Here is a 17277-nt window from a genome sequence, read left to right on the forward strand (position 1 = left end):
CCGGTACGAGAAAACCGCTACCTCCTTTTTAGCCGTGGCCCACCTGCTTGCTGCCCTCGATTGGATGCGCTAGCTGTCCACACAGCCTAGTTGGAAATTCATCTGTACACTACAGCTTAGCAGTGTCCGGCTTAGCTAGCCACTTCATTAATTTATTATCGTTTATTTTGTTACTAAATAATTGGTAAATAGTATTTTAAATAAAAATTCGCGTACCCGAGAAGTTCTGGCGAAACTCCTTGGGTGTGCAGCTCTTGCGTTTTTTGAAGATTCGGTTGAAGTTGGAAATGTTGTTGAAACCGCACTTGTACGCCACTTCGGCAACGCTATGCGTGGTGTCAATGAGCATGCGGGAGGCGTGCCCCAGCCGGATTTCGTTGAGGCTGTCGATGAAGGTAGTGCCGGTGCGCTTTTTCATGAAGCGACTAAAGGATACTTCCGGCATGTTGGCAATTTTGGCTACCTCTGCCAGCGTAATCTGGCGGTTGTAGTGGGCGTTCATGTACTCGAACACCTTCTCAATGCGGCGGCTGTTGTAGTGGAACTGCTCATTGGTGAAGGAGGCGTCGGAGAGGATGCGCATGTTGCGCGAGGCTGACAAATCGTGCAGAATAGACAATAGCTCCAGTACCGAGTCGAAGCCTGTTTTGTGTTCCAGGGACAGAATGCGCCCGCGCAGGCGCTCCGCGGTTTCGCGCGAGAACAGAACGCCGCGCTGCGCATTCTCGAACATTTTCTGAATGAAGTGGAGCTGATTACGGCGCAGAAACTTGTCGTCCAGCAAATCTTTGTGAAACTGGATGGTCACTTCTTTGATTTCCTCGCTCTGACACTGGTGCGTAAACCAGGCGTGATTTAGGTTGGGGCCTACTAAAACCAACTCCAAGTCGTCGATATCCTCAATATGGTCGCCCACGATGCGGCGGGCACCGGGCGCATTCAGGATCAGGTTGAGCTCGTACTCCTCATGGTAGTGCAGCGGAAAATTAAACTCTTTCTTCACCCGCGTAAACAAGGTAAAGCAGTCGTTTTGCGTCAGCGGGGTGATTTCCCGCATTAGGTTGTGCGTCATAACAGTAGGAATAAGGAGCGAAATTTATCAGATTCTGATAAAATAGTATTTCGTTTCTGCCCTAAGTGTTATTATGATAAGTGCGTTAAAAACTACCTGAATGCGCATTTGCGCATGATTCGTGATTCGCTGTTGTCAACAGAGTGTCAGATAAGGTTAAAATAGTATTATAAATAGCATAAAGTAGGAGCATACATTTGAGCATTCCGCATCTACTGCCGCTACGGTTGATGGATGTCGGGTTTTGCTCTTTCCCTACCCACATGCGTCTGCACCTACTCGACCTGCTTATTATTGCCGCCTACCTGCTATCCACGGTGTTTATTGGCCTGTGGTACCGCAAGAAAGCCCGCGAAAACAAAGACAGCTACCTGCTTGGCGGCAAAAGCCTACCCTGGTACAAATTGGGTCTGAGCGATGCCTCTGATATGTTTGACATCAGCGGTACCATGTGGATGGTCAGCCTGTGCTTCGTATACGGCATGAAAAGCATCTGGATTCCGTGGCTGTGGCCGGTATTCAACCAGGTGTTCTTGATGATGTATCTCTCGCGCTGGCTGCGCCGCTCCAATGCCAGCACCGGCGCCGAGTGGCTAGCTACCCGCTTCGGTACCCGCGGGCCGGGGGTAGGGGCCTCGCACCAGGTTGTCATTGCCTTCGCCCTGCTGAGCTGCCTGGGATTTTTGGCCTATGGCTTTGTGGGATTAGGCAAGTTCATTGAAATATTCGTGCCCTGGGCGCTGGTGCAAGACTACGTGCCGTTTGCCGTAGCCCCGCAGTACGTACCGCACGTGTACGGCATTGTATTCACGTTGTTTGCCATGTTCTATTCCATTATCGGGGGCATGCACAGCATTGTGCTCGGCGACATCATCAAGTACGCCATCATGACGGTGGCGTGCCTGGCCATTGCCGTCATTGCTTACCTGGAGCTGCAAGGCAAGACCCTGAATGTGCCCGCCGGTTGGTACGACCCCTTCTTCGGCGCGCGCCTCGATCTGGATTGGTCCAACATCATCAGCCAGGTGAATCAGAAAATCGACGAGGACGGCTACTCCTTGTTCGGGGTGTTCTTTATGATGATGGCCTTCAAGGGGGTATTCGCATCGTTAGCGGGCCCGGCGCCGAACTACGACATGCAGAAAATTCTCTCTACCCGCTCGCCCGAGGAAGCCAGCAAAATGAGTGGCTTCGTGTCGATTATTCTGCTCCCTATTCGCTATTCGCTCATCGTGGGGCTCACCATTCTGGGCTTGCTCTACTACAACCAGATGAACCTGGTAGGCCCTACCGGCGTGCTGGATTTCGAGCGTATTCTTCCCGAAACCATCAACAAATTTCTGCCGGTGGGGCTCATGGGACTGGTGCTCACGGGGCTGCTCGGCGCCTTCATGGGTACGTTTAGCGGCACCGTGAATGCGGCCCAGGCCTACATCGTCAATGATATCTACCTCAAGTACGTCCGCCCGGATGCCACCACCAAGGAGGTTATTTCGCTGAACTACGTGGTGGGTGTCGTCGTGGTGGCCGTGGGGGTGCTGCTGGGCTTCATTGCCAAAGATGTGAACAGCGTGTTGCAGTGGATTGTGTCGGCGCTGTACGGGGGCTACATCGCGGCCAACGTGCTGAAATGGCACTGGTGGCGCTTCAACGCCACGGGCTTTTTCTGGGGCATGCTCACGGGCATCGTGTCGGCCCTCATCTTCACGCGCTTTTTCGAGGGGGTCGAGTTTCTTTATTACTTCCCGGTGCTATTTGCGTTGTCGCTCACGGGCTCCATCGTGGGTACCTACCTGGCGCCCCCCACCGACGAAACGGTGCTGAAAACCTTCTACCGCAACGTGCGCCCCTGGGGCTTTTGGGGCCCCATCAACGACCTGGTGGTGGCCGAAGACCCCGCGTTTCAACCCAACTGCAACTTCCGCCTGAACATGTTCAACGTGGTGTTGGGCATCATCGCGCAGCTCTGCCTCACCATTTTGCCCATGTACCTGCTGCTTTCCCAGCACGTGCCCCTGCTGATTACGGTTGCCATTTTAGCCGTGGTGGTGCTGATTCTGAAAAAGACCTGGTGGAACCGCTTGGCCGAATATTAGGCCAGGCGCATCGGCTGTCGTTTCAGTACCAGAGAAGGCTAAAAAAGCATTACCCTGCCCGTGGTAGCCAGCGCTACATTTGAGTTAAACGCCTGTAGGGTAGGGGTAGTGCCGTTTGATTTTGAGTTGCTGGCTCCCTACATAGGCTCGGTGCCAACCCTATGGGAAAGAGCGTGCTATTGCCCCCACCCAGCCTACTTCCACCCGTTATTTTCTCGCTTAACTTTTGTTTTCTGCCATGGAAAACCACTTCCATCAACGCCGCCACGACCTGGAAAACCTCCACCACACGCTGCTGACCCGCCCCAACGAAAAGCAAGGCCTTGGCAATGGCATTATTGACCGCTACCGCTATCCGGTGCTCACAGGGCAGCATGCCCCGCTCTGCTGGCGCTACGATTTCAACCCCGCTACCAATCCCTACCTCATGGAGCGCCTAGGCGTGAATGCGGCTTTCAACGTGGGCGCCATCAAGCTGAATGGGAAATACTTGCTGGTAGCCAGGGTAGAAGGGCTGGACCGCAAATCGTTTTTTGCGGTGGCCGAAAGTCCCAATGGCATCGACAATTTCACCTTCTGGGAGCGGCCCATCACAATGCCCGATACCGACGAACCGGCCACCAACGTGTACGATATGCGCGTGGTGCAGCACGAGGACGGCTGGATATATGGCTTGTTTTGTGCCGAGCGCAAGGACCCCGCGGCCCGTCCCGGCGACGAGTCGGCGGCGGTGGCGCAGTGCGGCATTGCCCGCACCCGCGACCTGGTGACCTGGGAGCGGCTGCCCGACCTGCAAACGCCCTCCCCCCAGCAGCGCAACGTAGTGCTGCACCCCGAGTTTGTGCAGGGCAAATATGCGCTCTACACCCGTCCGCAGGACAGCTTTATCGAGGCGGGCGCGGGGGGCGGCATCGGCTTCGGCCTCGCTGATTCGATGAAAAACGCCGTGGTGCCGCACGAAAGCATCGTGGACCGCAAGCGGTATCATACGGTGTACGAGGCGAAAAACGGCCAGGGCCCGGCCCCGCTCAAAACCGACAAAGGCTGGCTGCACCTGGCCCACGGCGTACGCAACACGGCCGCCGGTCTGCGCTACGTGTTGTACCTGTTTATGACCGACTTAGCCCAACCCGACCAGGTAACGCACAAGCCCGGCGGCTACTTCCTGGCGCCCGAGGGCGAAGAGCGGGTAGGGGACGTATCGAATGTGGTGTTCGGCAACGGCTGGATTCTGGACGACGACGGCACCGTATTTATCTACTACGCCTCCTCCGACACGCGCACCCACGTGGCTACCTCTACCCTGGATAAGCTAGTGGACTATGCGCTGAACACTCCTGCCGATGAATTTACCTCAGCAGCCTCCGTTCGACAGATCAACGAGCTGATTGACAGAAATGTAGAATACCTGGAGCAGACGCAGCTAACGAGCGTGACTTCCTATAACGGGGTAGGAGCATGAGCCAGCCCCTACCCTCTACTTCCCTAGAGCTGCTGCTTGCCTACCAGCGGAAAATGGAGGCCGAGCTAGCCCGCATCGCGCAGTTTTGGCTGGAAAAAGCCGTGGACCACCAGCACGGTGGGTTTATTGGGCAGATGACCGGCGCCGGGGAGGTAGACCCCGCGGCCGATAAGGGGGGCATTCTGAACGCCCGCATCCTGTGGACGTTTTCGGCCGCCTACCGCCATACCTCCCGTCCCGACTACCGGGAGGCGGCTACCCGCTCCTTCCGCTACCTGCTCGATCATTTCATCGATGCTGAATATGGCGGTATTTACTGGCTGCTTGATGCCCAGGGCCAGCCCCTGAACACGCGCAAGCAGATTTACGCCCTCGCCTTCGCCCTCTACGGATGCAGCGAATATTATCAGGCCACGCAAAACCCTCATGCCCTGGAAGTTAGCCAATCGTTGTTCCAGTGGATTGAGCAGCACAGTTACGATGAGCAGTACGGTGGCTACTTCGAAGCCTTTAGTCGCACGGGGGAACTACTGGAGGATTTGCGCTTGAGCGAGAAGGACCACAATGCGCCCAAAACCATGAATACGCACCTGCATATTCTGGAGGCTTACGCCAATCTGTACCGCTGCTGGCCTGATGCCCACCTGGCCGAGCGCCTGCACGGACTGCTCACTACCTTCCTCACCCATATCATGGATGCCGAAACGGGCCACTTGCGCCTGTTTTTCGCCCGCGACTGGACGCCGACTGTCGACCTGATTTCCTACGGCCACGACATTGAAGCGGCCTGGCTGCTGCTGGAAGCCGCCGAAGTGCTCGGCGACGAGCAATTGCTACAGCAAGTGAAAACGGCGTGCCTGGCGCTAACCAATGCCACAGCCGCTGCCTTACTCCCCGACGGCAGCTTCCCGCACGAGCTAAACTGCGAAACCGGCCACCTCGACACCCACCGCGAATGGTGGGTGAGTGCGGAGGCCATGGTAGGGTTTCTGAACGCCTACCAGCTCACCCACGAGGCTACGCTGCTGGAGCACTCCTACAAAGCCTGGCAGTTTGCCCGCCAGCACCTGCTGGACTTCGACTTGGGCGAGTGGCGCTGGGGGGTGTGGGACGACTACCGCCCCATGGCCGACCACGACAAGGTAGGCTTCTGGAAATGCCCTTACCACAACGCCCGCGCCTGCCTGGAAGTGAGCCGTCGGTGCAAAAATGAATCAATGCGCTACGCCCAAGCCGGCGTCTCGGGGGCAGCTACCGCCGCGTTCTAAAAGCGAGTGGAAATACGGTAGCTACCAGCGCACAACGCTCGTCGAGCGACGTCTTTTATCGGCTCAATAAGTAGCCCAGCAACTTGTGAATAGCGCTTTAATGGCAAGTAATTGATAAAAAAGTATCATTATCAGAGAAGGGTAAATAGTATGTTTGTATTACCTATTCGTTAATTAATTATTGCTATTTCCCTATCAATAATAAGCATCGAATAGCAGTAAAATAATACCTATGCGGTACCTATAGGTAGATGTAGCAAGGTGTATTGCTGCCGCACTCGAATACAATAGTTTTTTTAAAAAAAACTATTGCTCGCCTGACCCAACTCCCACTCAACTTTTCTTTTACACTTGACACAACGTATATGAGACAGCGGTACCTTTTTTCTCTGTTCTGGTTGTTGCTGTTGCCAGCACTTACCTGGGCACAAACGCTGACGGTGCGCGGCGTAGTGAAAGACGCGACAACCGGCGAAGGCCTACCCGGCGTGACGGTGCTGGTGAAAGGCACCCAAAACGGCACCGCCTCCCAATCCGACGGCGCCTACTCCATCGCCGTGCCTTCAACCGATGCGGTGCTCACCTTTTCCTACATCGGCTACCTGCCGCTGGAGCTGCCCGTCGGCGGGAAATCGGTGCTGGATGCCAACCTGAAAGTCGATAACAAGAGCCTGGATGAGGTAGTGGTGGTCGGCTATGGCACAGTGGCCAAGAGCGACGTGACTGGCTCCGTGTCCTCGCTAAAAGGCAGCGAGCTGAACAAGCAGCCTGCTGCATCTGTCGAACAATTATTACAGGGTAAGATTGCAGGTGTACAGGTAGTAATGCCTTCCGGCGAGCCAGGTGCCGATGCCACAGTTCGCATTCGTGGCTCTAGTTCCATCAACGGATCCAACAGTCCGCTGCTAGTGGTGGATGGTTTTCCGTGGGGGGATGCCCGAAATCTCAAGCAAATCAACCCGGAAGATATTGCGAGCATTGAGGTGCTGAAAGATGCTTCCTCGGCGGCTATTTACGGCTCTCGGGGCGCCAATGGCGTTATTCTAATTACCACCAAGCGCGGCAAGGCCGGCAAAACCAGCATCACGCTGAGCACGCTGAATACCCTTTCGACCCTACCCAGCAAGCTGGACGTATGGTCGGACCCAGTGGACGTGGCCGTTATTGATAACGAGTCGCGCCGGAATGCCGGGCTGGCACCACTGTTTGTGGGCGAAAACTATTTGGGCACCTACTACCCCTCGGTGGCCGAGCTACGGGGCGAAGACTCCAACAAACCCGCTTGGCCCTACCGCACCTACTGGCCCGATGAGGTGTACCGCAACCCCTTCTCGCAGAGCTACACCCTAACCGCTACCGGCGGCACCGAGCGCACCAAGTTCTCTATGTCGGGTAACTATTACCGGGAGGAGGGCTTGGCTATCAAGAATTACTACGACCGCTACAACGGCCGCCTGAACCTGGAGCAGAAGCTGACCGACAAGCTAACGGCCGGCGTCAATCTGATTCTAACCCATACGCAGCGCAATGGGGGTAGCCTCTCCGCCGACCGCTCGCCGGTATTCCCCATCTACAACCCCGACGGTACCTACTTCCGCATCGGCCCGCGCGACTTCGGCAACCCGGTTGCCTACGCCAATGAGGTGCTGAATAAGAACAAAACCATCGACGTGCTCGGTACGCTGTTCGTGAGTTATGATATTACCAAATGGCTGAATTTCCGGACGCAGCTGAGCGATAAATACGGTAATTCAATTGGCGATGTGTATGAACCGCGCAACATTACCAATACCGGTTATTTATATAATGGATTTGGCGTAATTGATAATTATTCGAGCAATGAATTACTGAGTGAAAATTATTTCACGGTTAATAAAAATTTCAACAAGATTCATAATTTAAATGTTGTGGCTGGCTACACCACGCAGACATTTAATATCCGCACGTCGCGGCTGGAGGGTAGAGGATTCATCAATGATGCGCTGGAAAATGAGAACCTGAATACGGCCCTCACGCAGTACACCACCAACGGCCTCACCAAGTCGCTGCTGAACTCCTATATCGGCCGCGTCAACTACTCGCTGCTCGACCGCTACCTGTTCACGTTCACCAGCCGCGCCGATGGTTCCTCCAAGTTTGGGGCGAACAACAAGTGGGCATTCTTCCCTTCGGCCGCCGTGGCCTGGAAACTCAATGAGGAAGCCTTTTTGCGCGCCGTGCCTACCATTTCGGAAGCGAAGGTGCGCGTGAGCTACGGTTTGACCGGCAACCAGGGCATCAGCCCCTACCAAACGCTCGACCGCCTGGGCGCGGGCCGCTACTATACGGGCGGCAACTTCCAGACCGGCTTCGGCCCCGGCATTTTTGGCTATGATGGGTTCAACAAAATCTGGGAGGGCGTGCCCAACCCCGATTTGAAATGGGAAACCACCTCGCAGCTTGATGCCGGCCTGGACCTGGGCTTCCTGAACCAGCGCATCACGCTCAGCGCCGACGTGTACTACAAGCGCACCCGCGACCTGTTGCGCCAGACCTACATCACGCCTTCCTCGGGCTACGACCGCCTGTGGGTGAACGACGGCGTGATAGAGAACAAAGGCGTGGAGCTGGGCCTGAACGCCGAAATCCTGAACGGCCCGGTGCAGTGGAGCGTGGGCGGCAATTTCACTCTGAACCGCAACAAGCTGATTAGCATGGGCGAAGATGACTTTGTGTGGAATGGTAGCAGCATTGAAATGCTGCGGGCGCCAGTGAATGCCTTCATCGTGGGCGAGCCCATCAACGTGTTCTACGGCTACAAGACCAACGGCATCATCCAAACTGTGGAGGAGGGTAGGGCTTCGGGCCTGACCGGCGACATGGCCCGGCCCGGCGAGATTAAGTACGTGGACCTGAACGGCGACGGCGCCGTGAACGATCAGGACCGCACCATCATCGGCAACCCCAACCCCAAGTTTCTCTACAGCCTCAACACCAGCTTGCGCCACAAGGGCTTCGACTTGTCGGCCCAACTCTACGGCGTGTCGGGCAACGACGTGTTCGATATGCGCAAGTTCTCGCCCAGTGGCCAGCTCCAGCGCTGGACGCCCGACAACCCGACCAACGACTACCCCAGCGTGAATGCGACCCGCGCCTACTACGGCTCCGATTGGTTTGTGACCAGCGGCTCGTTTATGCGCATTCAGAACGTGACGCTGGGCTACAACTTCAAGTCAAACATGATAAAAGGCTTGGAAACGCTGCGGATCTACTTCTCGGGCAGCAACCTCTACACCTTCACGGGCTTCCACAAAGGCTTCGACCCGGAGGTGCCCTACAACGGCCTGCAATACGGGTCCTACCCCCGGCCCCGTGCTCTGTCGGTGGGGGTAAATATTGGAATCTAAGCGCGCAAACTCCCACCCCATGAAACGCATCACTCAACTGGGCCTGGCCGCGGCCGTCGCGCTGCTGGCCGGCTGCTCGCTCCAGGAAGAGCCCTACGGCTTCAACTCCACCACCAACTTCTACAAAACGGAGGCCGACGCCAACGCGGCCTTGGTCTACGCCTACGCCATCTTGCCGGAGATTGAGTACTACTCCCGCAACTTCATTCTGATTACGGAGTTGCCAACCGAAAATATTACCCTGAAGCCCGACGCCGGCGCCAGCAACTTCGAGTTCGACCGCCTGGCCGTACGCCCCGATAACCCGGAGCTGACCACCGCCTGGCGCTACGCCTACATCGGTGTGAACCGCGCCAACGCCGTCATTGCCAACGTGCCAGGCATTACGGAGATGAGCGACGCCAGCCGCAACCAGCTGGTAGGGGAGGCGCACTTCCTGCGGGCGCTGCACTACTTCAACATCGTGCGGCTGTTTGGAACCGCCCCCGTGCACACCACGCCCGTCACGTCGCTGGACCAGACCAGCTCGGCACGGGCTACCATGCAGGAAATCTATGCCCTGATTACCGACGACCTCAAGAAAAGCATTGAGCTAACTGATGCTGTGCGCCGCGACGGCCGCGCCAACAAGGTAGCCGCCTGGGGCCTGCTGGCCAAGGTAGACCTGACGCTGGCCTCGGGCAAAGCCACTAACTCGCCCGGCTACGACTTCGTGCCCAATGCCGATGCGCTCTACGCCGAGGCCAAAACCTACGCCGGCAACGTGCTGACCAACAGCGGCAGCTACGGCCTCGACCCTAGCCTCAAAGCCATTTTCGACGTGGACAAAAAGAACGGGCCCGAGCACATTTTTGATGTGGCCACCGACCGTTCGGGCCTCTCGGAAGGCAACTACTCCAAGCTGCCGCTGATGTTCATTCCCTACATCGACGGGGCCGTGTTCAAGCTCGCCGACAGCACCAGCGTACGTTCCGGCTACAATCACTTCGTGACGGAGCCGGCCCTCTACAACAGCTTTGCAGCGGACGACAAGCGCAAAACCGAGCTGATTCCGAGCCGCGTGTACGTGGGTAACAAGGAAACGGTGCTCAGCATTACGGGCTACAGCCGGCCCTTCACCCGCAAGTACCTCGACCCTAAGCAGGTAGGCGAACAAACCAGCGCTAATACCCCCGTGCTGCGCTACTCCGACGTGCTGCTGCTGTACGCCGAAGCCTGCGGCCCCACGGCGGAAGGTTACGCGGCCGTAAACCGCATCCGGACCCGCGCGGGCCTCGCCAACCTGCAACCCGGCCTGAGCGTGACGGCCTTCCGCGACGCCATTCTTCAGGAGCGGGCGTGGGAGCTGGCCTTCGAGGGCAACCGCTTGTTTGACTTGCGCCGCACCCACAAAATGGAAGAAGTGCTGGTGCAGAAATACGGCAAGACCATTCAGCCCGACAACGCCTACTTCTTTGCCACGCCTACCCGCGAAACCGACCTCAACCCCAACCTCTAACCCACCCTCGTTATGAACCTGCGAATCACAACTATAGGGGCTGGTATGCTGCTGGGCCTAAGCTGCCTGAGCGGTTGCACCGACGACCCCTTCGAAGACATTGAGAGCAACGAGCGCGCCATCACCGGTTTCTCTCTCGACAAAGGGCAGATTGGGGTAGCCGATATCGTTCGCACCCCTGAAACCGGCACCGTCACGGTGTACGTGGTGCGGGGCACCGACCTGACCAACGTAGTGCCCCGCATCGAAACATCGTACAAAGCCCACGTATCGCCGGCTTCGGGCGAAGCAGTGGATTTTTCCACCGGCAACCGTACCAAGATGTATTCGGTCACCTCCGAATCGGGCCAGACGCGGGAATGGACGGTGCAAGTAAAAGACTACCAGTCGGATATGGACGGTACGTGGAAGGTGACTAACATGCAGTTTCAGTACTTCATTGGGGAGGGCGAAAGCTGGGGCTGGAATGGCACCAAAAACGTAGCCAACAACATTGCCGATGCCACCAAGGAAAACGATAATACGCTGGCATTCACGACGACCGGCGTAACGGACGACGGTAAAATTACGGGCACCTACACCCACAGTCCCGGCCCGGATGGCGCTTTTGCTGACTTCAACTACAAGGGCACCGACTACAACTACAAGTTCCGCCGCCTACCCAAAAACCAAGGCACGTTTGTGCGCGATTTCGCCGCTAATACCATCACATTCAGCCCCGGCGGGCAGGCCGCTGGTCAGACCAAAACCATTACCATCGAGTTCAATGCAGATAAATCGACGCTGAAATTGCCCTTCAACGTGCAGCCCTACGATATTGATTGGGGTGGCGACGGCAACAAGCAAGAACTAGGCGGTGCCAAGACGACATGGTATATGTTGCAGAAAGAGAAGTAACTAGCTGCTAACGTTCCATCCGCTTCGTCTTCTCCCACCAACTTCCGTCCGCATGCACTCGCATCTCCTTAAAACATTCTTTCTCCTCTATCTGCTGAGTACGACCAGTGCCTTCGCCCAATCCAAGAAAGTGCTGCCCTACCTTCAGCGCATTTCGGGCAAGCAAACCCTAGCTGGGCAGCATAACAAGGAACCTAACGCCGAGCCTACCAAGTGGACCGACTACATCCACCGGACCACCGGCAAATACCCGGCGCTGTGGAGCGGTGATTTTCTATTTCAGCAGGAAAACATCGACAACCGCTGGAAAATGGTGCAGGAGGCCGAGCGGCAGTACAAGGCGGGCGCGGTGGTGAACATCATGTGGCACGCCTGCCCACCCGGCTCCGGCGAACCCTGCGGCTGGGACCCCGGCCTACTCAACCAACTGCTTACCGACGCGCAGTGGCAGGAGTTGCTAACCGACGGCACCCCGTTGAACAAGACCTGGAAGTCGCGTATGGACGACATTGCCGTGTACTTGCAGTACCTGAAGGACAAGCAAGTGGAGGTGCTGTTCCGGCCGCTGCACGAGATGAACCAGGGGAAATTTTGGTGGGGCGGGCGGCCCGGTCCCAACGGCACGGCCCGCCTCTACCAAATCACCCACGACTATTTGCAGAAAACCAAGGGCCTGACCAACCTGATTTGGGTGTGGGATATGCAGGACATGAGCCGCGACTTTGCCCAGTACAATCCCGGCCCGCAGTACTGGGACGTGTTTGCCTTCGACGTGTACGACAAGGGCTACGACCAGTCGTGGTACGATTACATCCTACCCATTGTGGGCAACAAACCCATAGCCATTGGCGAGTGCGCCGTGCTGCCAACCCCCGAACTGCTGGCGAAACAACCCCGCTGGGTATTCTTTATGGACTGGGCCGAGCTGGTGCAGGAAAAGAACTCCGTAGAAGCTATCAAACGCATTTACAATGCGCCGCGCGTGCTCACGCGCGACGAAATGCCGCAGTGGAAATAGCTCCCAACGTGGCTACCAACCAAGGGTAGGGCGCGCAAACCAAACACCATGATACACCGCAACTTCGTGTTGCTGACGCTGCTGTGGCTGCTGTCAGCACGGATGGGCTATGCCCAAAAAGTCATCGGGCAGGCCGTGCTGCGCACGCCTACCATCCAGCAGTATGAGAAGACCGAGTGGGATATTGTGCTGAGTCAGCAGTTTCAGAACCCCTACCGGCAGCAAGAAGTGACACTGGATTTAGTACTGACCTCACCGAGCGGAATGCCAGTAGTCGTGCCGTGCTATTTCGAGCAGAACACTGGCGCCGCTTCGGCCTGGAAAGCCCGGTTTGCGCCCCGCGAAGCAGGCCCCTATACGGGCCTGTTTCGGCTCACGCGAAAAGATAAAACGGAGGAGAAACCCGTTGACCGCTTCACAGTGGTGGCGAGTACGAAACCAGGTTTTTTGCACGCAAACGACCTGTATACCTTCCGCTTCGACAACGGGGACTTATTTCGGGGGGTAGGGGAGAACGTGGGGTGGGAGGCGCGCTCGTTTGAGAATCAGAAGTGGACGTACGACTACCTGCTGCCTACCCTGGCGAAGAACGGCGCAAACTTCTTTCGCACTTGGATGTGCTACTGGAATCTGCCGCTGGAGTGGCAGAAAGTCAGCGCCACGAAGCGCTACACCAACACCACTGACTACTTTAACCCCGGCGCCATTAAGCGTATGGACGAACTGGTGCACCTCACCGACTCGCTGGGTCTGTACTTCATGCTGACCTTCGACTGGCACGGCCACTTAATGGAGAAAGGAGGCTGGCGCAATAGTCCCTACAATCAGCTCAACGGCGGTCCGGCCCGCACGCCCACCGAGTTCTTCACCCTACCCGCCGCCCGCGACAAGTACAAGGATAAGCTGCGCTACGTGGTGGCGCGCTGGGGCTACAGCACCAACATTGGCGCGTGGGAGTTTTTCAACGAAATCGACAACGCCGTGTTCACCCAGCAGGATAGCCTGCTGATTCCGCACGACGCCGTGGCGCTCTGGCACGGTGAGATGAGTCGCTACCTCAAAGACATCGACCCTTACCAGCACCTGGTCACCACCAGCATTTCGCACCGCGACATTCTGGGTATGAACTCCATCGCCTATATCGACTTCAACCAGAAGCACATCTACAAGCACACCGAGAAAATTCCGGCCATCTACCCCAGCTACATTCAAACCTATGGCAAGCCCTACGTGGTAGGCGAGTTTGGCTACCGGTGGGAAGATGCGGACCCTACCTATAAGGAAGGCTTCAACTACGACTACAAACGCGGCCTGTGGTACGGCCTGTTCAGCCCGACCCCCATCTTGCCCATGACGTGGTGGTGGGAGCTGTTCGACGATCAGCAGATGACACCCTACTTCCGGGCCGTGCGCACCATCAGCGACCAGATGCTGGCCGCCGGCCACGGGGAGTTTGAGCCGTTTGCGGTAACCTCGGGTACAGTACAGAGCTTCGGTATGCGCTGCGGCGACACCTACTTCGTGTACCTGCTCTACAACGGTCCAAACAGGGCCAGGGTGCCGGTTCGCTTCGACGTCCGTGGCAAAAAGCTCGCGGTGCAGTCCTTTGCGCCTACCACTCGGCAATACAGCCAACTCACCCGGTTTGAGCTGAAACGTGAGCAGCTGACCCTACCCGATGTAACGCTGGACCCGCAACAAGAAGTGGTACTGCTTGTGAAAGCGACGAAGTAGAATACCGCATCCTTCATGTGGCATCTAGCTGATAGATAGCAACAAAGAATAAATAAGTTCTACCCTTATCACGCTTCCTACCCCAAATCCTACCCGTATGAAAACTCTCTACTCGTTGGCGCTGGTTGGCGCATTGCTGGCTGGTAGCACGGCCGCTGTGGCTCAAACGGCCTACAAAAGCCTGAACTTTCTGTATAGCATTAGTGGCACGCGTACGGCCTCCGGCATGCACAACCGCCAGCCCATTGCTACCCCTTCCACCTACACCAACCGCGTGCAGGCCATCACGGGCCAGTATCCGGCGCTGTGGAGCAGCGACTTTCTGTTCGAGCAAAGCGAAATCAACAACCGGTGGGCCATGACCAACGAGGCCAAAGCGCAGTGGGCGCAAGGGGCGCTCGTCAACCTGATGTTTCACGCCTGCCCGCCTACCCAGGCCGAGCCCTGCCAGTGGGAGGGCGGCATCAAAAGTAGCCTCACCAACGCGCAGTGGCAGGAGTTGATTACCGACGGCACCCAACTCAACCGCAACTGGAAGGCTCGCCTGGATGCCATTGTGCCCTACCTGCAAGACCTGAAGAACAACGGCGTGGAGGTCCTATTCCGGCCGTTGCACGAGATGAACCAAGGCGTATTCTGGTGGGCCGGGCGGCCCGGCCCCAACGGCACGGCTCGCCTTTACCAAATCACCCACGACTACTTGCGTAACACCAAGGGCCTTACCAACCTCATCTGGGTGTGGAACGTGCAGGATTTCGGTTCCCTGGCTTCGGACTTGGCGAACTATAACCCCGGCAGCAGTTATTGGGACGTACTGAGCTTGGATATGTACTACACCGATGGACAAGGCTATACCACGGCCAAGTACAACGCCATGCTGAATGCGGCTGGGGGCAAGCCTATTGCCATCGGTGAGTGCGAGGTGTTACCCTCCCCGAGCCTGCTAGCGTCTCAACCGAAGTGGAGCTTTTTTATGGGCTGGTCGGAATTGGTGTTTGAGAAAAACTCGACTACCACTATTCAGAACGCGTTCTGGGCCAGCAATGTGCTCGTGCGCGACGAAATGCCGGGCTGGGGCAGCGGCGGCAGTACGCCCACGGCGCCCAACATCGCGTACCGGCGACCCGTTTCGGTTTCATCTTCCGAGAACAGCACGAATACGGGCGACAAGGCCGTGGATGCCGATGGCAATACCCGTTGGGCGAGTTCCTATGCCAACAACCAGTACCTCTACGTCGATTTGGGTGCCACGTATTCCATCAACCGGGTGCGCTTGGCCTGGGAAGCCGCCTACGCCAAAGATTACCAAGTACAGGTCTCCACTGACAATGTAACCTGGACGACTATCAAGGACGTGTGGGGAAAATCCGCTGCCGCTCCCGACGACCACACGGGCCTAAACGCGCGCGGGCGGTACATGAAAGTATATTGTATCAATAGGGCTACCCAGTACGGCTTCTCGCTGTACGAGCTGGAGGTGTACGGCACTTCGGTTGTTACATCGGCCCGCACGGCCGCCATGCCCGTTCAGGAAGGACGCGCTGCATCGTCGCTGGCAATATATCCCAACCCTACCAGCGGCATGCTTCAGGTGCAGCTACCCGCCGCTCAGCAGCCCGGTAAGGTAGTACTCCGAAATGTGCAAGGGCAGGAAGTACTGCGCAAAACCACAAACGGACCCACCTTCGCGCTCGACCTGAGTCACTTACCGGCAGGTATCTACTGGCTAACCGTTGCGGGCGCTGCTAGCCAAACCGCACAAAAAGTTGTGAAGCTATAGAAAGTAGTCAGACTGTAATGCTGAGCGATGCTAAGGAGTGGCAGGGGGCATGGAGCGCCACTACCTAGGCAATCGAACTCGTTGCCCACTGCCATTGGTGAGGGTAGAGTCTGCCCCGAACTGCAACAATAGCCCCAACACGCGTTGCTTATCTGCCGGTAGCTGGGCAGCGTAGAACAAGACGGGCGTTGAATTCATGAAGGCGCTGCTGCGGCCGTTTGGGTCAGCGCCATGCCGCAGCAGGGTTTCCACCAGGTCGGCCCGACCTAATTGTACCGCGGCAATCAACGGGGTTTCGTCTTGAGGGCGTTCGTTGGGGTCGGCACCACACCACAACAGCAACTTCAGGTGGGCCTCGTTGCCGGCTGCAATGGAGGGCAACATGCTGGTGTGACGTAGCACAACCCACGGCAGCACGAAGAAGCAGGCCGTGGCGGCGAACAATGCCCACCGCCCGGTCTGCGACAGGGGGGCAGCGAGCAGCATCAGAACACTGGTTAGGCCCACAAACCACCCGGCAAAAAGTGTTGGGGATGCGGCGAAGTAGCATAAGGCGATTCCAACTGCTCCGCCCCCCAGTGATCCGACCCCCAGTGAGTAGAGTAGCCACGCGGGCGTCGCCGCTCTATTCCAACTCAGCCTAGGAGATTGGGCCACTAGTGTGCAGAATCCAGTGGCCCACAACAGAAAAGCGCTCAGCCAGTACAACGGTCCAACATAGGCCGTCACCGAGCCCAACGCCACCGAGAGGAACGTGAGGGTCCAAAGAAGGGCCAGCAAGCGTTTGCGAGTCATAACGGAAAGATAATGGCGCAAGCTCTAAACACCAGGAATCAACCCAGTATTTGGCGGCTAGCTTACACCTGTAACGTGGGACGAGTTCACCAAATGCTTTAATTGGAGCCTAAATCTTCACAATCCACAGGTAGGGACAGTAGGGGTTAAACCGTCGTTATTCCGAAACTCCACATATAACCGATGTGGCTGTTGTGTAAGTCACCCGCTGCTATACGCTAGTCACTCAATTCAGCCAGCCTTATAAAAGTCTCCGTTCACTCCTTTTCGC

Annotated in this window: 11 protein-coding genes; 9 read left to right on the top strand and 2 right to left on the bottom strand. The window is 56.9% G+C overall.

What is annotated here, in order from left to right; genetic code table 11:
- Window positions 1–196: 196 nt before the first annotated feature.
- Entirely contained in the window at window positions 197–1072 is an 876-nt protein-coding gene (locus J4D97_RS16685; RefSeq protein WP_187320694.1) for a helix-turn-helix domain-containing protein, read from the bottom strand.
- Window positions 1073–1335: 263 nt separating this feature from the next.
- On the opposite strand from J4D97_RS16685, the gene J4D97_RS16690 reads away from it, so the two are divergent.
- The 9 genes from J4D97_RS16690 to J4D97_RS16730 all read left to right on the top strand — a co-directional run bounded on the left by J4D97_RS16690 (window position 1336) and on the right by J4D97_RS16730 (window position 16211).
- The gene (locus tag J4D97_RS16690; protein WP_208308559.1) at window positions 1336–3168 is read left to right on the top strand and encodes a sodium:solute symporter family protein; all 1833 of its coding nucleotides are present in this window, start codon (window positions 1336–1338) and stop codon (window positions 3166–3168) included.
- Window positions 3169–3406: 238 nt separating this feature from the next.
- Window positions 3407–4630 carry a glycoside hydrolase family 130 protein gene (locus J4D97_RS16695; protein WP_208308560.1) on the top strand — a complete coding sequence of 408 codons (1224 nt, stop codon included), beginning with the start codon at window positions 3407–3409 and terminating at the stop codon, window positions 4628–4630.
- Window positions 4627–5898: an AGE family epimerase/isomerase gene (locus J4D97_RS16700; protein ID WP_208308561.1), complete on the top strand. Its 1272-nt coding sequence runs from the start codon at window positions 4627–4629 to the stop codon at window positions 5896–5898. The genes J4D97_RS16695 and J4D97_RS16700 overlap by 4 nt, the downstream gene beginning before the upstream one ends.
- Window positions 5899–6305: 407 nt before the next feature.
- The gene (locus tag J4D97_RS16705) at window positions 6306–9284 is read left to right on the top strand and encodes a SusC/RagA family TonB-linked outer membrane protein (protein WP_208308562.1); all 2979 of its coding nucleotides are present in this window, start codon (window positions 6306–6308) and stop codon (window positions 9282–9284) included.
- A 19-nt stretch (window positions 9285–9303) separates the two neighbouring features.
- Window positions 9304–10782 (top strand): RagB/SusD family nutrient uptake outer membrane protein, encoded by a 1479-nt coding sequence (locus J4D97_RS16710; RefSeq protein WP_208308563.1) that lies wholly within the window; start codon window positions 9304–9306, stop codon window positions 10780–10782.
- Between the two features lie 12 nt (window positions 10783–10794).
- Window positions 10795–11679, top strand: a complete 885-nt coding sequence (locus J4D97_RS16715; protein ID WP_208308564.1) for a hypothetical protein — start codon at window positions 10795–10797, stop codon at window positions 11677–11679.
- Window positions 11680–11731: 52 nt separating this feature from the next.
- The gene (locus J4D97_RS16720) at window positions 11732–12697 is read left to right on the top strand and encodes a glycosyl hydrolase (protein ID WP_208308565.1); all 966 of its coding nucleotides are present in this window, start codon (window positions 11732–11734) and stop codon (window positions 12695–12697) included.
- 48 nt (window positions 12698–12745) lie between these two features.
- The gene (locus tag J4D97_RS16725; RefSeq protein WP_208308566.1) at window positions 12746–14431 is read left to right on the top strand and encodes a DUF5060 domain-containing protein; all 1686 of its coding nucleotides are present in this window, start codon (window positions 12746–12748) and stop codon (window positions 14429–14431) included.
- A 97-nt stretch (window positions 14432–14528) separates the two neighbouring features.
- Entirely contained in the window at window positions 14529–16211 is a 1683-nt protein-coding gene (locus J4D97_RS16730) for a glycosyl hydrolase (RefSeq protein WP_208308567.1), read from the top strand.
- Window positions 16212–16271: 60 nt separating this feature from the next.
- On the opposite strand, the gene J4D97_RS16735 is transcribed toward J4D97_RS16730, so the two are convergent.
- Entirely contained in the window at window positions 16272–16697 is a 426-nt protein-coding gene (locus J4D97_RS16735) for an ankyrin repeat domain-containing protein (RefSeq protein WP_208308568.1), read from the bottom strand.
- Window positions 16698–17277: the final 580 nt, after the last annotated feature.

The organism is Hymenobacter defluvii (assembly GCF_017589435.1).
Taxonomy (GTDB): domain Bacteria; phylum Bacteroidota; class Bacteroidia; order Cytophagales; family Hymenobacteraceae; genus Hymenobacter; species Hymenobacter profundi.